Source organism: Leptospira biflexa serovar Patoc strain 'Patoc 1 (Paris)', assembly GCF_000017685.1.
GTDB lineage: Bacteria > Spirochaetota > Leptospiria > Leptospirales > Leptospiraceae > Leptospira_A > Leptospira_A biflexa.
The window spans coordinates 1,882,031-1,899,512 of the sequence record NC_010602.1 but is presented as its reverse complement, the minus strand read 5'-3'; the positions used below and the strand labels follow the sequence as shown (position 1 = coordinate 1,899,512).

Annotated in this window: 15 protein-coding genes; 7 read left to right on the top strand and 8 right to left on the bottom strand. The window is 36.6% G+C overall.

What is annotated here, in order from left to right; translation table 11 throughout:
- Position 1 precedes the first annotated feature (1 nt).
- Positions 2 to 1,132, top strand: coding sequence for a DUF1574 domain-containing protein (locus tag LEPBI_RS08980; RefSeq protein WP_012388801.1), 1,131 nt, complete (start codon positions 2 to 4; stop codon positions 1,130 to 1,132).
- Here the strand turns inward: LEPBI_RS08980 and LEPBI_RS08975 are convergent.
- Entirely contained in the window at positions 1,129 to 1,722 is a 594-nt protein-coding gene (locus LEPBI_RS08975) for a J domain-containing protein (protein ID WP_012388800.1), read from the bottom strand. The genes LEPBI_RS08980 and LEPBI_RS08975 overlap by 4 nt on opposite strands.
- 62 nt (positions 1,723 to 1,784) lie before the next feature.
- On the opposite strand from LEPBI_RS08975, the gene miaB reads away from it, so the two are divergent.
- The 3 genes from miaB (at position 1,785) to LEPBI_RS08960 (ending at position 5,647) form a co-directional block, all read left to right on the top strand.
- Positions 1,785 to 3,161, top strand: a complete 1,377-nt coding sequence (gene miaB, locus LEPBI_RS08970; RefSeq protein WP_012388799.1) for a tRNA (N6-isopentenyl adenosine(37)-C2)-methylthiotransferase MiaB — start codon at positions 1,785 to 1,787, stop codon at positions 3,159 to 3,161.
- Positions 3,154 to 4,746: an LptF/LptG family permease gene (locus LEPBI_RS08965; protein ID WP_012388798.1), complete on the top strand. Its 1,593-nt coding sequence runs from the start codon at positions 3,154 to 3,156 to the stop codon at positions 4,744 to 4,746. The genes miaB and LEPBI_RS08965 overlap by 8 nt, the downstream gene beginning before the upstream one ends.
- Before the next feature lie 70 nt (positions 4,747 to 4,816).
- Positions 4,817 to 5,647 (top strand): hypothetical protein, encoded by an 831-nt coding sequence (locus tag LEPBI_RS08960; protein ID WP_012388797.1) that lies wholly within the window; start codon positions 4,817 to 4,819, stop codon positions 5,645 to 5,647.
- A gap of 2 nt (positions 5,648 to 5,649) precedes the next feature.
- Here the strand turns inward: LEPBI_RS08960 and LEPBI_RS08955 are convergent, their stop codons facing one another.
- On the bottom strand, positions 5,650 to 6,450 hold the full coding sequence (locus tag LEPBI_RS08955; RefSeq protein ID WP_012388796.1) for an FcpA-related putative periplasmic flagellar protein: 801 nt from the start codon (positions 6,448 to 6,450) through the stop codon (positions 5,650 to 5,652).
- 50 nt (positions 6,451 to 6,500) lie between these two features.
- On the opposite strand from LEPBI_RS08955, the gene LEPBI_RS08950 reads away from it, so the two are divergent.
- Positions 6,501 to 6,956, top strand: coding sequence for a methylglyoxal synthase (locus LEPBI_RS08950; protein WP_012388795.1), 456 nt, complete (start codon positions 6,501 to 6,503; stop codon positions 6,954 to 6,956).
- Here the strand turns inward: LEPBI_RS08950 and LEPBI_RS08945 are convergent.
- Complete coding sequence (locus LEPBI_RS08945) at positions 6,918 to 7,409, bottom strand: SRPBCC family protein (protein ID WP_012476281.1); 492 nt, start codon at positions 7,407 to 7,409, stop codon at positions 6,918 to 6,920. The two genes, LEPBI_RS08950 and LEPBI_RS08945, sit on opposite strands and share 39 nt — an antisense overlap.
- A 27-nt stretch (positions 7,410 to 7,436) precedes the next feature.
- On the opposite strand from LEPBI_RS08945, the gene LEPBI_RS08940 reads away from it, so the two are divergent.
- Positions 7,437 to 8,012 (top strand): hypothetical protein, encoded by a 576-nt coding sequence (locus LEPBI_RS08940; protein ID WP_012388793.1) that lies wholly within the window; start codon positions 7,437 to 7,439, stop codon positions 8,010 to 8,012.
- On the opposite strand, the gene LEPBI_RS08935 is transcribed toward LEPBI_RS08940, so the two are convergent.
- Positions 7,978 to 9,990 carry a tetratricopeptide repeat protein gene (locus LEPBI_RS08935; protein WP_012476280.1) on the bottom strand — a complete coding sequence of 671 codons (2,013 nt, stop codon included), beginning with the start codon at positions 9,988 to 9,990 and terminating at the stop codon, positions 7,978 to 7,980. The two genes, LEPBI_RS08940 and LEPBI_RS08935, sit on opposite strands and share 35 nt — an antisense overlap.
- Positions 9,971 to 12,004: a 6-bladed beta-propeller gene (locus LEPBI_RS08930; protein WP_012388791.1), complete on the bottom strand. Its 2,034-nt coding sequence runs from the start codon at positions 12,002 to 12,004 to the stop codon at positions 9,971 to 9,973. The genes LEPBI_RS08935 and LEPBI_RS08930 overlap by 20 nt, the downstream gene beginning before the upstream one ends.
- Positions 12,005 to 12,132: 128 nt before the next feature.
- Here LEPBI_RS08930 and LEPBI_RS08925 point away from each other — a divergent pair, with 128 nt between their 5' ends.
- Positions 12,133 to 13,722, top strand: coding sequence for a peptide chain release factor 3 (locus LEPBI_RS08925; RefSeq protein WP_012388790.1), 1,590 nt, complete (start codon positions 12,133 to 12,135; stop codon positions 13,720 to 13,722).
- On the opposite strand, the gene LEPBI_RS08920 is transcribed toward LEPBI_RS08925, so the two are convergent.
- From LEPBI_RS08920 to LEPBI_RS08910, 3 genes are read right to left on the bottom strand one after another with little or no spacing between them, the layout of a single operon-like run.
- Entirely contained in the window at positions 13,723 to 15,636 is a 1,914-nt protein-coding gene (locus LEPBI_RS08920) for a PP2C family protein-serine/threonine phosphatase (RefSeq protein WP_012388789.1), read from the bottom strand. It abuts the gene before it with no gap.
- Complete coding sequence (locus LEPBI_RS08915) at positions 15,637 to 16,563, bottom strand: LBF_2017 N-terminal domain-containing protein (protein ID WP_012388788.1); 927 nt, start codon at positions 16,561 to 16,563, stop codon at positions 15,637 to 15,639.
- Positions 16,560 to 17,480 (bottom strand): FecR family protein, encoded by a 921-nt coding sequence (locus tag LEPBI_RS08910; RefSeq protein WP_012388787.1) that lies wholly within the window; start codon positions 17,478 to 17,480, stop codon positions 16,560 to 16,562. Before LEPBI_RS08910 ends, LEPBI_RS08915 begins: the two co-directional genes overlap by 4 nt.
- Between the last annotated feature and the right edge of the window lie 2 nt (positions 17,481 to 17,482).

Genomic DNA, 17,482 nt, shown 5'->3' with positions numbered 1-17,482 from the left:
TATGAAAATCAAATTTCCAATCGTATTGTATCCATTCTTACTTGTTTTGGTTTTATTTTTATTTGATAAAATATTTTTCCTACCTATCATTGTAGAAAATACATATAGTTGGAAAAAAATTGAACGAAAATTCTATGAATTGAAGGAAGACTTATTCGAAGTTATGTTGGATGTATCCAAAAAAGATCCTTCCAAACAGATCGGACTTATATTAGGTAGTTCTCGTTCTGGTGAATTTGATTCCGAGATGGTGGAAGAATTTTTCCCAAATACGAACTCCTTTAATTTTGCAGCTCCATTTGGACCTCCTAGTTTCCAAGCCTATTGGTTGGAACGTGTCCTAAAAACTAAATTACCAATCCGTTACGTACTCATTGAAGTTGATCCATTATTGTTTTCCAAATCGTCCATCGATTATTCTTTAAATGGTTCCTATGATAATTTATATATACTGAATCATATTGACTTTTTCCGTAGCAAAACTGTCGATCCTTGGTCTACAAAAACAACTGGGTTTTCAGTGGATGAAGCTGAAGTTTATTTTTTGAAAAAATTATTTGCTCTCTATAAATATCCATTGGATCCTTCTGCGATCAAAGCAAACAACAAAGAGATTGAGATTGGCTTTTTTCCAGGATTGTCTTCTGGGATTACTGGTAAAGAACACAAACGTGGTTACATTGACAAAATCAAATTGGTCAACCGTGCCAAATTTGGGGCACTACCGAATGAAATAAAATTTGCGAATATGGATTTGTTTTTAGAGCGTGATGCCGAAGCGATGTACAACCAATACTTACGCGGATCATCCTTATCACCGACGCAAATTTTCTTTTTCAAAAAAATGTTACATCTCCTCGAAGGGACTGGAATTCCAGTGATTATTTATTTTCCTGCTGTTTCAGAGCCTTTACGTCGTAAGATGCAAACTGATGGATTATTAGAGCGTTTCAATTTGGAAATTAGAAACCAAGTTTCGTTGGTCTCAAAAGTACCAAATTCTAAGTTTTATGTCATTGATCCAAATGTTGACCCTAATTGGAAATGTAAAGATTTTGTGGATTCTCTCCATTTGAGTGGTGCTTGTTTTCCAAACCTTTTACCAATTCTTTTTCCAAAATACCTTCGTTAGGTGCGTTGGTTTTTCCTTTTTTGTAGTTGTTTCGGTAGGAAATAAAATCGAAACATCAAATACCCAAGCACACTCATACCTAAGAACAATAGAGAGAAAAGATTGAATGTGAAATCGTTTTCTGTAACATTATTTTGATTTTGGTAGAGAGATTGGATTAAAACAATCCCTGCATAAACTAACAAATTGATCACCAAATAAACCGTGGTTTTTTTTAAGACCCAAAGAGTGTCTCCCATTTCCAAACGAAATTTGGTGAATTCGCTTAGTATCTCCTGGTAGGATTTTTTGTGACCCAAACGGTAATGATCGTAAGCTTCTTCCATTTCTGGGTCTTTTGCTTTGCCATCGAGTAATACAAAATCAAAATCCAATTCGGCATCATACCTAGCACGTTTTTTGGGGTCGGAGAGGGTCAAATAAGCCTTTGTGAGTTCTAGGATTTTTTCCTTGGCCTCTGAACTTCCTGCCACGGCGAGTTTTTCCCAAAAGGAGATTTGGCTTACGTACAAATCCGTTGTGGCTTCTGCGGTTGCATTTCTGGAAATTCCTAGAATTTCGTAATAGGTTTCCCTTTTGGTTCTCGGCATATACCCTTTACGCCCCTTCCTTCTTTGCTTTACAAGGAATTTTCGCCGGAAAATATATCATTATGAACCCTACCTTGACAGAAAGCCAAACACTTACCCCCACCATCCAATTGGGAAAGGTCTATGTGGAGACCTACGGCTGCCAAATGAACGAATATGACTCAGGCATTGTTAAGGAACTCTTTCGAAAGGAACATTATGAAACCACAAATGTAGTCGAAGAAAGTGATATTATTTTCTTAAATACTTGTGCTGTCAGAGAAAATGCCCATGCAAAAATCTACGGAAGATTACAATCCTTAGGTTATCTCAAGAAAAAAAATCCAAACCTTGTGATTGGTGTACTTGGTTGTATGGCACAAAACTTGGGAGAAGATTTATTCCACCAAGAGTTACCCTTGGATTTGATCGTTGGCCCAGATAATTATCGAACACTACCGGAGCTCATTCAAAACATCCGAAATGGGGAAAAAGATGTACAACTCACAAGGTTATCAAGATCAGAAACCTATGATGAATTAGAACCGAAGGTAGTCAATGGAATCCAAGCCTTCGTTACCATTATGCGCGGTTGTAATAATTTTTGTACGTTTTGTGTGGTTCCCTATACGAGAGGGAGAGAGAGGAGTCGAGAACCAAAATCCATCATCCACGAAATCAAACAATTACAAGAGATGGGTGTCAAACAAGTCACCCTTCTTGGACAAAACGTAAATAGTTACTCTTATGAGTCCTACGACTTTTGTGCCTTGGTGGAATCAATTCTCAAAGAAACCACCATTGAAAGAGTGAGATTCACAAGTCCACACCCCAAAGATTTTCCTGACCATCTAATTTCTCTTATGGCAAAAGAGGATCGTTTTTCTTCACAAATTCACATGCCACTGCAAGCAGGTAGTTCGAAAGTCCTTAGAGATATGAAACGTAGTTATACTAAGGAAGAGTATTTGGATTTAGTAAAGAAAATCCAATCTGTGATTCCTGACATCGGGATCACATCTGATATCATCGTTGGGTTTCCAGGGGAAACAGAAGAAGAATTTTTGGAAACTTTGGAAGTTGTGAAAAAAGTGAAATTTGACATGTCTTATATGTTCAAATATTCAGAAAGAGAAGGAACGATCGCAAAACGGAAGTTTATTGATGATGTTCCAGAAGAAGTAAAAAGTCGCCGACTTATCGAACTTGTTGAATTACAAACAAAAATCTCTTTAGAAAAAAATACTTCTAAGATTGGTAAGATCTTTTCCATTTTGATAGAAAATACTTCCAAAAAATCAAAACAAGAGTTATGTGGTAGATCACATTGCGGTCGAATGGTTGTTTTTCCAATTCCAGAAGGAATGTCCCAGGATTTATCCGATTGGATAGGGAAAACAGTAAATGTTTTGATCGAACAAGCCACAAGTGCTACACTCAAAGGGAAATTGATTGTCTAAACCAGTTGACCTAAGAACCGTTAGGGTTCATTCCAAAGATGATTTGCCACCAGGTTTTATGGTGGATACTGATCGTTTAGGAAAATGGAAACGGTTCAGACCATCCATCCTTAGGATTTATATTTTAAAAGAGATTTTAAGCCCCTTTCTCGTCGCGTTATCGTTTTTTACCATGATTTATATGGCAGTTGCGATCCAAAAAATGATTGGGTTATTTGTTGGAAAGGGTGTCGATTTCTTCCGTTTATTGGACTATATGGGATATGTTTTTGGGAATACCTTGCCGATGACGATACCTATGGCTTGTCTTATGTCTGGGATCATGGCAGCAGGACGGTTGTCTGGCGATTCCGAAATCACAGCCATGCGTGCCTCCGGTGTATCATTTCCTTATATTTATAGCAACTTTTTGGTATTTGGTTTTCTGATGACTCTGATCGTTGGATACCTTAATTTTTATTTAGGACCAGAAAACACTCGTAAGATGAAAGACTTTGATAATTGGATAGCTACTTATAACCCGCTCCTTGCCATCCAACCAGGTCAATTTTCTGGAGATAAAACCCAGGATTTTTTTTCTGAAAAAGGTCGTACCATGTATTCGGGTGGCGTGGATGAAGAAGGAAATTTAAGTAACGTACAAATTAGAGAATGGGCCATATCTGCCGCTGGAACTGACTTCATTATGGTGAACAATTTAGCAGTTCCCATGGGTGGATCAAAAATGTTACAAGTCATCAATGCCAAAGAAGGTCTACTTGTAGAAAAAAAGAATGCCGCAGGTGAATACGAAAAATCTGTCCGTTTGAAAAAAGGTTACGTGATTGAATGGGATCCGGAAACCAATGCGATTGGAATCACAAATTTTATGAATGGAGAAATGGACTATAACACTCCAGCAAAAAAAGAAAGTAAAACACTCAGCATCAATGTAAAACCTGATACATTCTCCTTACCTATGTTAATCGAGATTCGAAATGCGATAGAATCGGAAGGATTAGAAAAGATACCTGGCCTTGAGATCTTAAAGGAATACGGTCTGTCGATCAAAGGTGTTGGTGGTTTAAAACAAATGGTGGAACAATTTAAATATGAAATCATCATGGGTGCCAATTCAGGAAACCAAGAGGAAATGGCGCAAAAATTTGCTTTGTTCACTCAATTATCCGAACTCCTAAATGAATCCAAAAAAACATTAACTGGTTTTAACGTTGAAATCCACAAACGGTTCGCAACACCACTTTCCTGTCAGATATTTTTCTTTTTATCCTTTCCCCTTGGGCTTGTTGTCAAACGTTCTGGGAAGGGGATGAGTTTCACGCTCGCAGTGGTATTTTTACTCATCTACTATACTTTTTTTATCTTTGGTTCAGGCATTTCTTATAAAGAGAATGTTCCTGATTGGGTGGGACCTTGGTCGGCCAATATTGTCATCGCAACTCTATCCATCTATATCATGATTTCAAGAACGGATGCAAAATTACCAGAATCCATCCGAAACAAATTAGGATTTTATTTCCGATTACGAGACAGGTGGGAGAACAAATGGGAAATTGTAAAAAATCGCTTTTCGAAGAAGAAATAATACAAAATTTGCTAGAAAATTCCCCTGTCTACGGTCCCATAGAGAGTAGTTGTCATTTAGGAGATCGGGTTTGAAAACTTCTTACATTTGGAATCTTTCCCAGGGCCGTCCGTTTCCCGTGGAGCTTTGGAAACATTCAAAAATCAAGATCCAAGTCAATCAAATTGGTTTGTTAGAATTGGATCAGATCACCATCACACCCAATGATATCCATATCCTTTTCCTCCAGGTGACATTCAAAGAATGGAAGGAAATCCAATCCAAAATTGAAAGCCAATGGGAAGTCAGTCCCTTTGTTCCATTGATCCTCATATCCTCAGAGGATGGTACCAATCAAATCCAGGAGATAGTACAATCCCATCCGAAATACCTTGTTTTGGAAAATCCTCTCCATGTGAGAGAACTCAGAATGATTTTGGATCGTACCATCCAATCTGAGTCTTATAAAGCAGCTGCATTGGATATCGGCAATTCCTGTTTAGAAAATGTGGGGTTTTTTGAAGGTGTATTTTCCTTAGCCCACCAAGAATACGAAGAATCCAAAAAAGAAAACGAAGCCTTACGTTCTATTCTCCAATATGAGGAATTGGTAAAACGTTCCCAAGCGGGTATCAATTCTGCATTGGAAAAAGTAAACGATATGAAGAACCAAGAACTCATTGAACTTCATGAAAGAGTCAAGGCAATCCAACAGCTGGATGAACTTAGGGAAAAAGAATTAAAACAAGCTCTTGAATTACAAAAAGCTACGGAAGAAGTTTTGAATTATTCCCGAATTGAAGAGATGAATTTGGATAAAATTCTAAGGGCGCAGGATCGACTCTTTGAATATACGGAACAAGAAATTAAGGAATTGGTAGAGGAAAATCGGGCATTAAAAAAGAAATTAGGCCTTCTTTAAACTTAAAAATCCTTAGCCACTTTTTCCTCAATTGCCGCGTATTCTTTTGATTCGCGGCCATAATGTAGTTCCGCAAAACGTAATAGATGTTTTTTCTTTAGTTCTTTGAATTCATAATAGAGTTCTTGGTTTTTGGATCGTTGGGCGGTTTGTTCCATTTTTTCATATGAAAGGGCAAGCAATCGATGGGGTTCGGCTTCCATTTCATTTTTGGACGAAATTTCAATGTATCGATGGGTAAAATCAATTACTTGTAAATAATTCTTAAAAAATTCCTGGTGTTTGATGTACTCACGATAAATCCCAGACTTTAGGTCCAGATAGGATGCACTTTCTTTTACCTTTGGATTTTCAATTTTATCCAAAACGTTCATCGCTTTTACCAATCGTAGGGTTGTTTGCGATCTAAGATCATAAAGTTGCTTTTGGAATTCTTTTTCTTTATTTTCCCTGCGACTTACTTTCTGCCACTCATAACGATCTTCGTAAAATATATCTTTTTTGAAATCTTCTCTTCGTTTTTCGATTCCTTTTTTCCCAGACTCAAATCCTTCCAAAGCAAGAGAGTATTCTTTACTCGCATCCTGCCAGCGTTTTTGTGAATTTTTTTCATCCACGAGATCAAGGACTGGTATGGTATCCACGGACAGGCTCGTATCCCCCCAAGGAGAACCTGATTCGGGTTTTGAGGGTAAAATCGATTCTACCCTCGGTTCTCCCGTTTTCATGGAGTCAGTCGCAAAGACGAAGGTAGGGAAACAAAGGACGAACATGATCCAAAAAAATCGGTGTGGATTTACCATTTCAGGGAAACTTTCCTTGAATCCTGGATATTGGCAAGAACTATCAATTTATGGTATTAATTCAGAGAAAAATGGAGACGACTAAAAAGATCGTTCTCATTGCACATGACAACAGAAAAGAAGATCTATTGGATTGGGTGAAATACAATAAGGGAACTTTAAGCAAACACCATCTTTCCGCGACTGGGACAACAGGAAAATTGATCCATGAACAAATTGGTTTACCCGTATTTCGTTTCATTTCTGGTCCCTTAGGTGGTGACCAACAAATTGGTTCGAAAATCGTTGAAGATTCGATAGATTTTATGGTATTCTTTTGGGATCCACTATCAGCACAACCCCATGACCCAGATGTCAAAGCACTCCTGCGAATCGCAGTATTGTATAATATTCCAATGGCATGCAATAGATCCAGTGCTGATTTTTTGATTTCTTCTCCTCTAATGGATAAGGAATACAATCGACAGTTAATTGATTACGGATCTCGTATACCCGCTAAAAATTAATTTGTGTTTTACAGATAAAAAATCAGCTGTTAGTTGATGCCTTTTTCGAAACATCAAATATAACATAGGATAAAGAAAGTATTTAGAAATGGGCCATACGTAAAAATTGATTTGAACTTCATCAGATAAAATGGATTGGTTTGTGTTTCCTTCTACATCCAAAAATCGGTGTGTATGTAAAAATTTGAGAAAAGGGCCTTTTTCTTGGTTGTCTTGGAATAGTTTGTTTTTTTCGTATTTTGTGTGTTTTGCGATCCAAATCGTGGAAAGGAAAGGTAGGATGGGAACTTTTAAAACTGCCGTTTCACCGACGGCAAGGGAATTCGGTTTTTGTAAGACACGAATGCCTTTATTTGCTTGCATCAAAGTTTCAAATCCAATCGGTCTTTCATGAAAGGCAAACAAATCCTCGCGTTTGACTGGAAATTGGGATTGGAAAATGAATGTATCCATAATGTTTAGAAGGGAGAAAGTAAGAAAATGACATTATTTTTCAAAAAAAAGAAGAACCTTTCTCCCGGTCTTTCAAAAGAAGTCTTACAAAGGATCCAGGAAGAATCTCAAGTCCTAGGGAAAGAACAGATTCTTTTTGTTCGAATGGTTGAGAAACAGAATGGTATCGGAGAAGTTCAGGTTAGTTTTTTAGACCGCAATCAATCTGATACCGAGTCCCTACGTTTTGAAAATGAAGTGATCAAAAGAACTTTATCCAAGGGTGAATTTCAGTATGAGAAGGGGAATGTATACTTTTATCCCAATGTAGATCTCGAATGGAAACTGACCCCAAACCAAAATATCCATCGCATTCAATCCAATTATGAATTTTCGAAAGGAAAATTAATTTTAGAAAAAAAGGATTTCAAAAAATTACGCCCGATCTTGACTGAGTGTTTTTTAAAAGAAGAGGTGATCTCTCTTTATATGGATGGGAACATTTGCCAATTAGAACTGGAAACTTTGGATAAGGAAAAAGAAATTCGAATTTCCGATGCATTACTTACATATGTTTCAAGGTTTTATTCTAGTCCTTTGATAGAACCACATCGTCTCCAGTAGCAAGTTCTTTTTCCCATCCTCGTTGTTTTGGTTTGATACTTGCAATGGATTTACCTAATATCAAAATATCACCTTCAAATAACGTTTTTCCTCTCCTTTGGAAAAGGAGTTTTGAATTGGGTTTAAGACCGTCATCTTTTCCAAGTGAAATGATGACTTCATCTTTCTTTATTTTTAATATTTTACCTTCGATGGGTAAGGTATTTTTGATTCTTTCTGCAATTCTATGAACAATGGTAGGTAAACTATCCCGGCCCCTTTGGTTTGTTTTCCAAGTCACAATGTCCTTCAGTAAATCCCGATCATAAACAGAAATTTCAAACTTAATGTCTCCATTCTGAATTTGGTAACGACCATGAACCACATAACGGATCTTTGTCGCATTTCGTCTTTTTGTATCTAAGTGGTGGAGATTGTCAATGGTAAAGGGAATGGTTTGAGAGAATGGATGGTAACTTGATTCTTTTAGTAATGCTCGAATTTGTTTGAATTCACTTCCTTCGATCACACGGACAGACAACATATTTTTTAATTGGTATCTAATTGCTTCTGCAAATAATCTTCCCGCTTGTAAATGATAAGGAAAAGGTGAAATCGATTCTAAATCAAATACATATACTTCGGGACTAAATCGAACTGAATGATTCGCAACTGAATTTGCATCAATTTGAATATAACCTTCTTTAAATTCGATGGAATCTTTAATGTTTTTGATTACAAATTCTAATTTGTTTTGTAATTTAAATGAATTTGGATCTTCTTCCCGTAAACGAAGTAATAAATTTGTGTATTTTACTGCGTCACCTGACTGATTATAAAAATCTAATAATTCTCTGCGGATGATCGGAGTTTGTGCACTTAAATCTCGGGCACGAAATAAATGAAAAAGGCTACTTTGGTGGTATAACGAATGTTTTTCTGAATAAAAACGGTCCTTTCTATATTCACCTAGTTCCCGTCTCAGTTTAGATTCCTCTTTTTCGAACTCAATGGAGTATTCTTCAGCCTCAAATCTTAAAACTTCATCTAAATCATCTAGAGACAATGCCCTTCGGTAATGGAAAGCTGCAAATTTTGTTTCGCCCAACTCCCATGCAATGTTTGCTTCCAAACTATGATACATTTGATTGTCAGGAAATTCACGAGCTAATTCATATATTCTTTTAAAAGCTTTGGTTTTTAATCCTTTGTCATTGTTTGCATTCGATAGGATCAGATCATGATACACAGAATAAAAACGTGCTTCTTCATTTTTATCATCTAAATTAAGTGCATTATCGAGTGATTCTTTTACCAGAGGTAAAATTGATAATAATGCGTCAGGCTTAAAGTAATTTTGATATAATAAGACTTTAGCTTTAAACGAAAATCCAGATGGATCATTCGGCTCTTTTTTTGTATAGGAATCAACAGTATTTAATGCATCTTCATAATGATTCTTTGAGAAATAGAGCTCAGCTAACATACGTAATAAATCTGAAGGTTCATCCAATTTTTCTGATAAACTTTTTATTTTATATAAAGCAGAATCAATTTTCCCTTGTTTCAAAAGGGACTTTGCCTCTGTAATTCTTAGGCCACTGTGATTCGGAAATTCCGAAAGTAGTGGTTGGATTAATTCATTGATTGATTTAAAGTCATTTTCAACTAAATAAATTTCTGATAAACCTGTAACAGCAGGGATAAATTTAGATTCTCTTTGTAAGATTTCTAAATAAAACTTTTTACCTTCTTTAAACGAACCTAATTTATAACTACAGTCAGCAATTCCTAATTTAGCATCGATTGAATTCCTATTTTTTTGTAAGGCAGACTGATAGAGTGGTATTGCTTTCCTACAATTGTTTCCCGATTGAAAAATTTTTGCCTCTGCAATATCTTCCAAGGCTGTACTTTCAGCAAAAATAATATTGGTAGTGAATCCCAATACCAAAACAGATAAAAATTTGAGTTTTCGGCTAACGAGGTTCTGGAACAAAATAACCTCCTTCATCTCGGCCTTTGACCCCTCGATGATTCACTCCAATTCCAATTTTGATGTACCGGTTGATGAGTTCTGGATTTGTGTCTGTTTTGTAAGAAAGGATGTAACGATAATCCAAATGCGATCTGAATTGTTTGTACAATTCACGTTCCTCACCTTCACCATCCAAATAGATATACTTTCCATTGGTAGGACTTGTGATATCTGACCAGGATTCTTCATAGGATGGATTTGGATTGGTTGTTAATACATAGATAGGAATGGAGTGGGCTTTTGCATAAGTGACAATTCTTGATTTTTGGTATTGGTAAAAACTATCTTCTTTTGCCTCTTTTGAAACTAAATAAACCAAGGCTTTTGGACCAATTTCCATTGATAACTTTTTTAAAGCGGCGATACTTGCCTTTCCAAAATTATGTTTCTCTTCTGGTTGGCCGTCTCTAATTTTTGCCAAAATATCTCGGAGGGACACGGTTTCTCGCAAGATGAGCTGGCTATCTTTTCCTGCACGATAAACCGCCACGTGATCCGTATCATGTAAGGAACGAAACAGGGGGAATAGTCCATCCTCTAAGCTCAGTTTTCCTTTTTTTAAAGATTCACTATTTTCGTATATGATAGCGAGATTCAATTTTTCATTTACTTTGTTTTTATTCGCGAGTGAAAATAAGGGAGTCATATTATCATTCTCGAATATTCGAAAACTTAATCGATCGATTCCTACCAATTCTTTTCCACCTCTGTTTTTGACTCGAGTGTAAATGTGAATATTGGGAAAATCAGAGGTATCAATGGATTCAATTTTCAAATCCAAATTGGATAGGAGATTGTTTTTTTGGGAAAATATATCGATTCTATGTTTTCCAAAATCAACGAAATATAAACTTCCCGTCCCATCCATATTGGCCGCAAATGGCCGAAATAATACTCGATATACACCCTTTTTATCTCGAAATTTAGGAAGTTGGGTCCAATCACCATTTAACAGAGAGTAGGTCCATATACCAGTGAGTTCATCAGTTAAAAATATTTGATTTTCTAAAATTTTGATATTACGAGGTTTTTTCCATTCAGGTTTGGAGATGGTTTCCAAAGTATTACCATCACCATCAAAAATATGTACTTGAACTTTGTCTTTATCAACTACATACAGTTTATTTGCATCGACCGTAATCCCAGATGGATTGATTAATTTTGAATTTCCCATTCCAGAAATTTCTAATACAAATTGCCCATTCGAATTGAACTTTTGGATTCGACCATTTCCTGAATCCGCTACAAATAAATTACCAGATCGATCAAAACAAATGGAAGAGGGGCCTCTGAATTGACCAGGTCCTTTGCCTGGTCCGCCGATGGAAGATAAAAAACTACCATTTAAATCAAAAATCAAAACTTCATCACGAAGAAAGTCAGCGATATAAATTTTTTGGTTTTGATATACAAGTGAGACTGGCCTTTCTAGTTTACGAGTGATTCCGCCTCTCCAATTAGAAATTGGAGTTCCTGCTGCATTGAATTTAATGACGTTGGATGTATCAAATCCAGCCACATAAAAATTTCCGTCTTCATCAAATGTTATATCAACAGGATTACGAAATCGGAAACCACGAATGGAATCTCCTTCAATGGTTTTAAAATATATTTTTTCTTTTTCCGTCACACCACCTGCAATGGCAAGCCGTAGTGTTTCTATTTTATTGGAAATGAGTAAATCATTTTTAGCCTTAGTGGCTAAAATTTCCAATTCATCGAGAGCTTCCTCCCATTCGCCTAACAAATAGTAGTTATTGGATAGCTCAAGCCGAGCTAAATGGAAATCTTTTTTTAAATTAACAGCTTTTTGAAAACGTTCTTTTGCGGCAGAATACTCTCTTAAATTTTTATAAGTGAGTCCCCGTTTGAATTCTTCCTTGGCATTCTCTTCACCCAAAGAAAAATTGGGAAAGTCTAGAGGTAAAATTTGGGTGCAGACCAAAAGAAAGATAGTAGTGACAAACTTTCGCAAAAAACTCTCCCTCTGTCCCCAGTTTAAAGGGACATAATTCTAGAGTCAACCCTTCCTTGGGGAAAGGAACCTGATTCTTTCTTTATTCTCGACAGAATCGCCAATTTAGGCAATATGGAATAGTCATTATGTCCCCTGAAATCATAGAAAAAGAAGTCAATCGCAGGAAAACATTCGCAATCATTGCGCACCCGGATGCCGGGAAAACCACCCTGACTGAAAAATTACTCCTCTACGGAGGTGCCATCCAACTGGCAGGGGCCGTGAAAGCCAAAAAAGAAGGGAAATCCGCTACCTCTGATTGGATGGCGATGGAGAAGGAAAGAGGGATTTCCATCACATCTGCTGCCTTACAATTTGAATATAAAAACCATATCCTCAATTTACTCGACACTCCAGGCCACGAAGACTTTTCGGAAGACACCTACAGAACTTTGATGGCGGCAGATACCGCCGTCATGGTGTTAGATGCTGGAAAAGGAGTGGAACCACAAACCATCAAATTATTCCGAGTTTGTCGGGATCGTGGGATTCCCATCATCACTTTTATCAATAAAATGGATCGTCCGACAAAAGATTTGTATGCGCTCTTGGATGAAATCGAAAAAGTTTTGGGCATCAAAGCCGTTCCTGATGTTTGGCCTTTGGGAACAGGATTTGATTTTAAGGGAGTTTATGATTTAAGAGACCAACAATTGTATCTATTTGATCGGACTCCTGGAGGCAAACAAAAAGCGGGCTTTCGAATGGCAGGTCCCAATGATACAAGTCTTGACGATCAGTTTGATGAGGAAATTGTAAAGGCATTCCGTGAACAAATTGATTTGGTGGAAAATGGAATTGGACAAGTAGATAAAAATTCCTTTTTATTAGGCAAAGAAACTCCCGTATACTTCGGTTCGGCGGTAAATAACTTCGGAATCGAATTGTTTTTAAATAAATTTTTGGAACTTGCCCCAGGTCCAGACCACATTCCACTCCGTGATGGAAACTATTTAGATCCAGTGAATTCCCCTTTCAGTGCATTTGTTTTTAAGGTGCAAGCCAATATGAACAAAGCCCATCGTGATCGAATTGCTTTTTTACGAATTTGTTCTGGCGTGTTTGAAAGAGGTTTGAATGTAAACCACAACCGTTTGGATAAACCTGTGAAACTGTCTTCGAGTTTTGCTTTTTTTGGACAAGACCGAAACACAGTCGATTTAGCCTATCCTGGAGACATTATCGGTCTTGTGAATCCTGGGACCTATAAAATTGGTGATGTACTTTCTACTGGAAATACTCCTCCATTACGTCCACTTCCGAGTTTTGCTCCTGAGTTATTTGCGACCATTTCTTGTAAGGACACCTTACAATTAAAATCGTTTAAAAAAGGTTTAGACCAATTGGCAGAAGAAGGAATTTTGCATCTCTTCACCTCACGTACAATAGGCGGTGGTGTCCCTATCATTGGTGCCATGGGCAAATTACAATTTGAGGTCTTCCAAAGGCGATTAAAGGATGAATATGGAGCCGACACTTCCATTCATATTTTACCGTATGGAATTTCCAGATGGGTGAAAAAAGAAGATCGAAGTAAAATTCCATCCAATGCAAATTTAGTAGAAGATTTGTTTGGAAATATGGCTCTGTTATTTGATACAGAATGGGATATGAATTATTTTCATAAAAACAATGAAGGAATTGAACTTTTAGACAATCCTCCCTTGGAAGAATGATTAAATGATATCAATACCAATCCAAGTGATGTCATCTAATAGGTCCTTTCCTTCTGAAAAAGATCTGATCTTGGAATCTAATTCTTGTTTTATGAAAGACATATGATTATTTTCCATGGTATGGAAAAACCCCATTAATTCATTTTCCCAGAGTTTCTCTTGTTTAAAATTTTCAACATCTTTTAGTCCATCCGTAAACAAATAGAATCGATCTCCTTTTGTGATTGGAAATTCTAAAACCTTGGGTGAAAACTTAGGTAACATTCCAAACATCGGGTTTAGTTTTTCATAACACTCGGGACCATTTTTGGAAAAATGAACCATTCCAGGGTGGCCCGCATTGCCATAATAAACAAAATTTTGATTTATATCAAACAACAGAAACAAAAACGGTACAAAGGCATAAGGATCAGGAAAATGGGTAGCGATACCCTCGTTCATTTTTAATAGAATTTGACTAGGATCTGGTTCTGTTTTTGCAATTTGGTGGAATAATACTTTTAAGACAGTCATCATCATTGCAGCTTTCACTCCATGACCAATGACATCACCTAATGCAAAAATATAACGATTGTTCCCTAAATCGATATAATCATAATAATCACCACCCACTTGGATGAGTGGCCGATAGAGGATCTCATAATCTAATTTTGGAAAAATTTGAATCCGTGAAGGGAGGTATTTTTTTTGTAAGTCTCTTGCGTAATCCATCTCTTTTTCAAACTCGAGACGTTTTTTAGTTACATCCTGAACTAGAATTAAGGCTCCGCTTGCAGATTGGTGGTCTTGTTCTAAGTACCAAATTTGATATGTGATTTCTAATAGAAGATTCTCTCCATTATTTGTAAACACTTCCAGTTCTTCTTTCCGAAGCTGTTGTTGTTCCATTTTTTGGTCTTTGATTTCTTTCAAAAATACTAATACTTCCTTTTTTAACCACAAAACGAATGAGTCTTGGTATATAAAAACATCTTTCAATTGGATCGTCGGTTCTATATGGGGATTTTCTAAAAGAACATTCCCAGTTGAATCATACAAAATGGCAGCATGAGGGAATTCTTTTAGAATTAATTTTAATTTTTGTTTTGATTCAATTTCTTTTAAAGAGATAAAGAATGAGATGAAAAATGTAAACAAAAGGATTCCAGATAACGTAGTTAGGTTTGTTTTTAAAGTAGAGAGAATTGGTTGTAATACTAAATTAATGGGACTCACCACAAATAAGTGAATCGGCAATCCATAAAGTGGAACTCCCACAAGAAAAAATCCCAAGTCATCCTTCCTAACCTCTTTTAAGGTTGGTAAATTTGAATTTGTTTGGAGAGAAGACTTTGTTTTTTCTTTCCATTCCTCAGATACTAAAAAATCATCTTCAATAAAACCTGAAATACCAAAATCACCTTTTGAATTTAATAAAAAAAGGCCTTCATTTGGATCACTGAAAGGGGAGTCTAGAAGTGCTTCTTCAATGAAAGTACTTGGATATATTCGATATCCATTTCCATCTGAAAGAAGAAAATAAGATTGTTCTTCTTCTGAAAAATGACAACGAACCATTTGAAAAAAAACTTCTTGTTTTGAATCAGATGAGTCTAGTTTACAAAATGTTCTAATTTCATCTGAATTTTTTTTTGATTCCAATTTGTTCTTTGGATTAGTGAATTCTTTCTGCAGCTGGTCTTGGATTTGATTTTCAATGTCGATGGCTAGGAGTTGGATTCTGATGAGTTGGAATCTTTGGTTCCAATCCAAGGCGTTATCATATTCAAAATAAATCATCCTTCCTGCGATGATGGAATACGGTAAGATGATAAATAAAACTAATGATAAAAATAGTTTGTAAAACGATTTGGTTCGAATGACATAGATAAAATTCGAATAAACATTTCGACCTTTATCTAAGAACGTTTTCATTCACTCGCCTTTGGTCGATTTTTGAATGTATATTTTTTTGGGGATTTCTTCGTTGCCTAAACGATCAATGGCACTAAATTCCAATAGTAAATCCTTTTGACAACTGGAAAGGATTTCCTTCCAAGATGTCTCATTCCAAACCATATAGTCACTGCTTTGTGCTCCATTGCAGGTCATTCGGTATCGTATGGAATTGATTCCAGATCCGCTATCGATTGCGAAAATTTGGATTGGATTTTGATTTGAGATAAAGGACTTACCATTTTTTTGAAACGTTGGATGTAAAAAATTGATAGAGGTTTCTGGAGGAGTAGAATCCACTTTGAATTCCCAAACTTGCATCCCGTCAGAGACACCCAATTCATTTGTAACTTTGTATTCTAAGCGGTAACTGCCATCCTTTAAAAAATTCAGTTCTGGAGAGGTAGACTTTTGCCATGGTCCTGAATTGATACGATATTGGATTTTAAAATGTTTCCCAATCGAGACGGGAACGATTACAATTTGACTCGTTGTTAAAAATAATTCAGAATTTCCTTCTTTGGTCAGGATCGGGACGAGGACATCCGTTTTGACCGGAATTTTGACGATGGGTGTTTCTTTTGGTTTTTTCTTTTTACCAAATTGATTCACTTCGTAAAGTTCAGTCCAATACCCTCTTACCTTTCGTTTGGCAACGGCACGAATCCGAAAGTATTCATATCCATCTGGAATGAATAAATTGACCTGTCCTGGGTTCGATAAAACACGAAAGGGAATTTCCAATTCCAAAACATCTGATTTCCATAGTTCAATTTCATATTGGATGATATCTTCTCTATCAGGAACCAGTGCAAATTGGATTTGTTTGGCGAAAAGAGGATTCCAAAACCAAAAAAGAAAAATAGAGAAAAAAACAAACTGAATTGGAATGTTTTGTAACGTCATTGGTTGTTTGGGATGGGAGGGTTTGGAACAGGGAATGGTTTTAAAGGTGCCTTTCCTTTTTCAACATAGGTGGCAAAGCCTTGGTTGACGAGTACGGTTACTTTTTCTGCCGATACCGCAACACTTCCTTCATAACAACTTAAAGTTGTATTTCCCGCAGTATCCACTTCCGTTATAAAATCAGTTCCTTTGACAACAGACTCAGCCGATTCTGTTTTTAATAAAAACATTTTTTGGTTAGGTGATTTTGATTTAGGAATGAGGGAGCGAATGCGTCCTTGTCGTAAAAATACTTCATCTGGTTCCGAATCAGTTTTTCCGCGTTCCATAATTACATGGCTATTTTCTGTGATTTCAAATCGAGACCCCGATTGAAAAACAAATTGTGCTTCCGATTCTTTTAAGGTTCGTACCTCATCCTTCGCATACAGTCCTTCGCCAATATTTCCTTTGGCCCAATCATTTTGTTTTTGAGAAATTTTTAAAACTTCAGTTGTGCCGGTGAACCGTTGTAAGTCGGCGAGAGGTTTTTTCCCTAAACTTTTTGGGATCCATAGTTTCATGCCTGGGATGATGAGATTGGGATTGTCGATTTGGTTGGATTTCAGAAGTTCCTTCCATTTCCTCGGATCATCCAAATAGGTTTTGGAAATAATGCTTAAGGTTTGTCCTTTTTCCACAATAATGGTGATCCCATCATCTGGGTTAGGCTGGAAGGTTTGTTTTTTAGATTCGGCTGGAATTCCAAAAACGAAAACAAACAAAAGTAAGTTTACGAGAAACAATCTTTGGAGTTTTGGCAGTTTTTGGCCAAACGCTTTCGTATGCGTACAACAAAAGTCCCAAAAAGAATTCCATACGGTTTCCTTCCTGGGACTGAATGTGGAAATTAGATAGGGGAAATCTGCGAATCTCATAT